This window comes from Clostridium uliginosum (assembly GCF_900112485.1).
In the GTDB taxonomy this organism is placed as follows: Bacteria; Bacillota; Clostridia; order Clostridiales; family Clostridiaceae; genus Clostridium; species Clostridium uliginosum.
Map to the genome: position 1 here is coordinate 25,024 of NZ_FOMG01000035.1, position 6,001 is coordinate 31,024.

The following is a 6,001-nucleotide window of genomic DNA, read 5'->3' on the forward strand; positions in this document are numbered from 1 at the left end:
AAAATATTAATTAAATCAATTAGATAAAAATAAAGGTAGGATATAGATTTGTAAAAAACAAAACTATTCCCTACCTATTTTTTATTGTTTTTATAATTAAGAGTATTATGTACTTTAAATAACTGTTTCAGCAATATTTGTAGAATGATCTCCAATTCTCTCCAAGTTACTTATTAAATCTAAGAATATTGTGCTTGAATTAGCTGAACATTGTTTTTGATTTAATCTTCTTATATTACTTTCTCTAAAAGTTTTTTCATATTTATCTATTTTAGCTTCAATTGCTCTTATGTTTTTTGCATTCTTTGAATCATTTTTTTCATAACAATCTAGTGCGAGAGTAAGAGCTTGAATTGTATTTTTGTACATACTAATAAGTTCATCACTGGCTTCTTTTCCTATATTTATGTTGTTATTTATTTTTTCAGCTGCTAGTTCAACTATATTTTTAGCATGATCACCAACTCTTTCAATATCATTTATAACATGAAAAGTAACACTTAATATTTTACTATCTTTATCTGGCAATTCATAACCAGATAATAAAACTAAATAATCTGTTATTTCTCTTTCTAGAGTATTAATAATTCTTTCATGACTATATACTTGCTTTATAGCTTCCTCATCTTCTTCTAAAAAAGCCTTCATTGCTAATTCTATGTTCTTTTTTGCAACATTGCCCATTCTTACAGTTTCTTTGAAGACTTGTCCTATAGCTACACTTGGAGTGTCTAATAAATTTTTATCTAAATACATTGCTCCATCTGTTTCAATGACAGCATCTCCAGGTAAAATCTTATTTACTAATGATACAAGATATTTTGCTAAAGGTAACAATAATATTGTAACTGTCACATTAAATACTGTATGTGCATTTGCTACTTGTCTAGCTATATCGGTAGGGTTTGTCTTTTCTATGAATGAAACTAGTGGAGTCATAAAGGGTATAAATATTACTACACCTATAACATTAAAGAATAAATGAACTAAAGCTGCTTTTTTTGCAGTCCTATTTGCTCCAGCTGAAGCTAAAAGTGCTGTAACACAAGTTCCTATATTACATCCTAATATAACAGGTAATGCAATATTCATGTTTATTGTTCCAGTATTTGCAAGTGCTACTAAGATTCCAGTAGTTGCTGAGGAACTTTGTACTATTGCAGTCATCACAAGTCCTGCTAAAACTCCTAAAAATCTATTTTCTCCTATTACTGCTATCAATTGACCAAAGGCTTCTGACTTTGCTAGCGGACTCATCGCCTCTGACATAACGCTCATTCCCATAAATAATATACCAAACCCTAAGGCTATTGAGGCTACATCTCTACTCTTTTTCTTCTTAACTACTAATAAAGTAATTGCACCAATACCTATAAATAAAGGAGCGATGTTATCTAATTTAAAAGCAACTAATTGTGCTGTTATTGTAGTTCCTATATTAGCACCCATTATTACTCCAGCGGCTTGCATCAATGTCATAAGTCCTGCATTAACAAAACTAACTACCATTACTGTAGTTGCACTAGAACTTTGGATAACTGCAGTGACTATAGCCCCTACTATGACGCCCATGTATTTATTACTAGTAACTTTTTCTAAAATACTTTTAAGCTTTTCACCAGCAGCATTTTCCAGTCCATCTCCCATTAGTTTCATACCAAAAAGAAATAAACCGAGTCCTCCAAACAGTTTAATGAACATGTTTATACTTTCCAAATATCTCTCTCTCCTTCAAAGTAAAATTATTAATATAAATTTAATATTCACCTACATATTATAACTTTTTACAACTTTTTATTAACAAAATGGAGATATTTAACCTAATTTTAACAAAAAAACCGCTGATATATCTTTTTATTTAGCTTATTTTAGTGGATGATTAATTTAATTAATATCAAGAGAATTTTTTATTTATATTTGTATTTGTAGTCTGATTCTTTAATATTAGTTTTAGGTGTAGTTATAAAGGTATTACTAACCTTCTTTTAACTATATATTAATTTTGATAATGTGATTTTAAGTTTAATGTATTTAGATTGAATAGAGGGTGCTAAATATCTTTCTTTAGGATTTTCATCTTCTACAGCTTCAATATATTCTTTTATGATGGAATTAATATTTGTTGATTCAATAAGCTTAAAATATGCATATTGCTTTAATTGCAGTTTTTTTACATAGTTTTTAAAATAAGATTTAATATGCATTAAAGGAAACTGTTTACTAATGTTCTTTTCGTTAAATCCAGTAGCATAGGCACCGGGTTCAATTAAAATAACAGGTATATGTATATCTTTAAGTACTTGAAGTTCTTTATTTAAAGATTCACCAATAGCTTCAAGAGCAAATTTAGTTGCACAATAAGGAGATAAAAATGGAATAGGAGATTTACCAGATAAAGATGATAAAAATATTATTCTTCCTTCTTTTTTATTAATCATATTATTTAAAACTCTTTGAGTTAATTCAATTGTACAGAATACATTAGTTTCAAATACACTTCTATATTTATTTACATCAATTTCACATACAGAGCCAGAATCGCCAATGGCAGCATTATTTATTAAAACATCAATATTAATAATATCTACTTTTTTTCTATCATTTTGTGATGTTACATCAAGTTTAAAGCTATATAATGGTAAATGCCATTTTCTATTTAATATATTTAGCTTATTAGCTTGTTCTTTTGTATGAGTAGTAGCATAAACAAAATGTCCTCTATTTGCTAAAGCTATAGCAGCTTCTCTTCCAAGACCTGAAGAGCATCCAGTTATTAATATATTTTTCATAAAGTCACCTTGTATAATGAACATATAATAAATTTCAGTATACTTTCCCTTTCTTAGTCATCCACTTTTTTATTAAACTAAATATCTTAAAATCTAATTATTTTACATTTGATTTTATATAGTTAGTGTCATATATAAATAGTATTTCATAATAATAAGAAAAAAATGAGATGAAAAAATATACATAAGGCAGATGAAAGAAAAAACAAACCTGTTTCTAAGTTATTTTTTGTATGTTACACTAAAAGATATAAATGTTATATATTGTTCTAAGAATTATAGAGTAAGGGATTGAATCAAGTGAGAGACAAGGCATCTAAAAATAAAAAGATAATAGAAAAGCAAGTAAAGATATTAATGAAGCAAGAAAATAAAATTTTAAATAAAAAGGAAAATACATATATAAACAATAAGATCGCACCAATATACAAAAAAATAGAGGAAAGAATTCCAGATAAAATCATAATTATGTTTCAAAAAGCTTTTGAAAAAGGGTTTTATGGTGTATTTGAAAAGGGAACAATGATAATAGAAAAAAGTTATAATTCAGAGAATTTAAGAAATGAATATGATATAAATCAATATATATTATCAAAGGATATAAGTAATAAGAATTTTAAAAAAATAGATAAACAAGTACAAAAGAGTAATCTTATAAATAAAAGTATTTCTACAGCAGAAGGCGCATTTCTGGGGATACTAGGAATAGGAATGCCAGACATACCTGTTTTTATAGGAATGATATTAAAGACAATATATGAAATTTGTCTACACTATGGATTTGAATATAAATCAGAAGAAGAGAAAATATTTATTTTAAACATAATAAATACTGTTGTGACAAAAGGAAAAGAAAAGGCTAAGTATTCTGAGGAAACAGATAAAATAGGTTATAATATTGATACTTGTAATGGAAACAAGATAGATTTTAATGAAATGATAAAACTAACATCAGAAAATTTATCACAAAGTATGATAGGATCAAAAGTCATACAAGGAATAGCAATAATTGGTGCGTATGGTGGTATTGACAATTATAAATTAATACGAGATGTAAGTAAGATAGCAAGTATTAAATACAAGAAAAGATTTTTAAAAAAGTATAAAGATAAGTATTAAAAGTAATCAACTATATCAAAATTAAAATGCATTTTAATTTTGATATAGTTTAATATTAATCAGAATAATTTAAAGTCTTAATTAACCCATCACTAGCAACTAGTGAATTTTTAAAAATATTAGTTGCATTATTAGAAAAGCTCTCTGGATTTTCTAATGCAGGACTAAAATGTGTTAAGATTAATTCATGGCAAACCCCCTCTTTAGCTAGCAGTGCTGCTTCACTAAATGTCATATGCTTATTTTTTATAGCTTTTTCCATATCTTCATTACTACCATAAGTACCTTCACATATAAATAAATCGCTATATTTTATAAATTCTTTAATATCTTTAATAGGTCTAGTATCAGTTATATAAGAAAGCTTAATTCCCTTTCGTTCATCAGAAAGAACCATAGAAGGAAAATACTTTTTCTCTTCATATTCTAATGATTCTTTATTTTGAAGTTTATTCCATAAAATTTTAGGAACCTTATTTTGAGTTGCTTTTTCTACAGAAAATTTAGGGAGCCTTTTAAAATAAAAACTATATCCTAAACATTTAGCAGAATGATCAAGTTCCATACATGATAAATGTAAATTGCTTCTTTCGCTCTCATTACATAAAGACATTTTGGTATTAGTAGTCATGAATCTCAATGTATTATTTGTGTTTTCAATAATTTCTAATTCATAAGGAAGATAAGGGTTTATAACATTAAGTCCTTTAACAATTTCACTTATACCATTTGGCCCAATTATGGTGAGCTTTTCTGTTCTTCCTGAATTACCAATTGTCGCTAAAAGACCTGGAAGTCCAACAGTATGATCTCCATGTGAATGAGTTATACATATCATATCTAAGGATTTAAAACCCCAACCAATTTTTCTCATAGCAAGTTGAGTACCTTCACCACAATCAATCAAAATTTTTCGCCCATTAACATTTATAATAGTAGAAGACATAAATTTATTTATCACTGGCATACCACCAATTGTTCCTAAAATACATAAATCAATCACAATACTTTTTCTCCTGTCTTTATAATTTTATTGAATGTACCTTATTAGTGCATTACTTATTATGTGTTATTAAGTAATGTAATATAATTATATATTTAATCTACATACAATGCATCTTTGGTCTATTATTTTCTTGTATGTGCCTAAGGTTAAAATAAATGTTATAATTATATTCTGGGGGGGATTAAGTTTTGAAGAAAAATTATACATATATTTTAATGGATTTAGATGGAACAATTACAGATCCTATGGTTGGAATAACAAAATCAATACAATATGCATTAAAACATTTTGATATTATTGTTGATGATATTAATACATTAAGTAAATTTATAGGACCTCCACTTAAAGATACATTTAGTGGGTATTATAATTTTAATGAAGAACAAACAATTGAAGCAATTTCAAAGTTTAGAGAACGTTTTGCACACAAAGGACTTTATGAAAATATAGTATATGATGGAATGGAAAATTTTTTGCAGGCATTAATAGATGAAGGAAAAATACTTATGATGGCAACATCAAAGCCAAGCTTTTTTGCTGAAAAAATACTGAGTCATTTTAATTTAAAAAAATATTTTTCATTCGTAGGTGGAAGCAATATGGATGAGACACGTTCTAAAAAGAGTGAAGTCATTGAATATGTTTTATCACAAAATAACATTACTGATTTGTCAAAAGTTGTTATGATAGGTGATAGACAACATGATATAATTGGAGCCAAGCAATTTGGAATTGATTCTATTGGCGTATTATACGGTTATGGGGATTATGAAGAATTAAGTAATGCTGGTGCAGATTATATTGTTAAAAATTTAGATGAGTTATTGGATCAACTTATATAAGGCACATTCAAAAAATAACAAGTCAGTTGCTCAATGTCATTTAGTTAACAAAATGACATTGATATTGTTCAAAAAAAGTAAGGTATAAAAATATACCTTGCTTTTTTTTCAATTAACACTTGACAAATATATAGAAAAATGCGGCGTAGCCCCTTAAATATATAAAAATTTAAGGAGGCATCACTAATGATTAATTACTCAAAAATTGTAAAATACAAGCTAACATATATTATTAAAGAAATGGG

General features: G+C 26.8%; 5 protein-coding genes. 2 read left to right on the top strand and 3 right to left on the bottom strand.

Features of this window, described 5'->3' with window-relative positions:
- Positions 1–114: 114 nt before the first annotated feature.
- Both BM027_RS16145 and BM027_RS16150 read right to left on the bottom strand, forming a co-directional pair.
- Positions 115–1,716, bottom strand: coding sequence for a Na/Pi cotransporter family protein (locus BM027_RS16145; RefSeq protein WP_090094130.1), 1,602 nt, complete (start codon positions 1,714–1,716; stop codon positions 115–117).
- Positions 1,717–1,985: 269 nt separating this feature from the next.
- The gene (locus BM027_RS16150) at positions 1,986–2,789 is read right to left on the bottom strand and encodes an SDR family NAD(P)-dependent oxidoreductase (protein WP_090094134.1); all 804 of its coding nucleotides are present in this window, start codon (positions 2,787–2,789) and stop codon (positions 1,986–1,988) included.
- Positions 2,790–3,089: 300 nt separating this feature from the next.
- Between BM027_RS16150 and BM027_RS16155 the strand changes: the two genes are divergently transcribed.
- Positions 3,090–3,908: an EcsC family protein gene (locus tag BM027_RS16155; protein WP_090094137.1), complete on the top strand. Its 819-nt coding sequence runs from the start codon at positions 3,090–3,092 to the stop codon at positions 3,906–3,908.
- A gap of 55 nt (positions 3,909–3,963) precedes the next feature.
- On the opposite strand, the gene BM027_RS16160 is transcribed toward BM027_RS16155, so the two are convergent.
- On the bottom strand, positions 3,964–4,911 hold the full coding sequence (locus BM027_RS16160) for a ribonuclease Z (RefSeq protein ID WP_090094140.1): 948 nt from the start codon (positions 4,909–4,911) through the stop codon (positions 3,964–3,966).
- Between the two features lie 191 nt (positions 4,912–5,102).
- Between BM027_RS16160 and BM027_RS16165 the strand changes: the two genes are divergently transcribed.
- Positions 5,103–5,756 (top strand): HAD hydrolase-like protein, encoded by a 654-nt coding sequence (locus BM027_RS16165; protein WP_090094143.1) that lies wholly within the window; start codon positions 5,103–5,105, stop codon positions 5,754–5,756.
- Positions 5,757–6,001 lie beyond the last annotated feature (245 nt).

Excerpts from the sequence above, each read along its gene's own strand:
- BM027_RS16150 (WP_090094134.1), bottom strand. The coding sequence starts at position 2,789 with ATGAAAAATATATTAATAACTGGATGCTCTTCAGGTCTTGGAAGAGAA.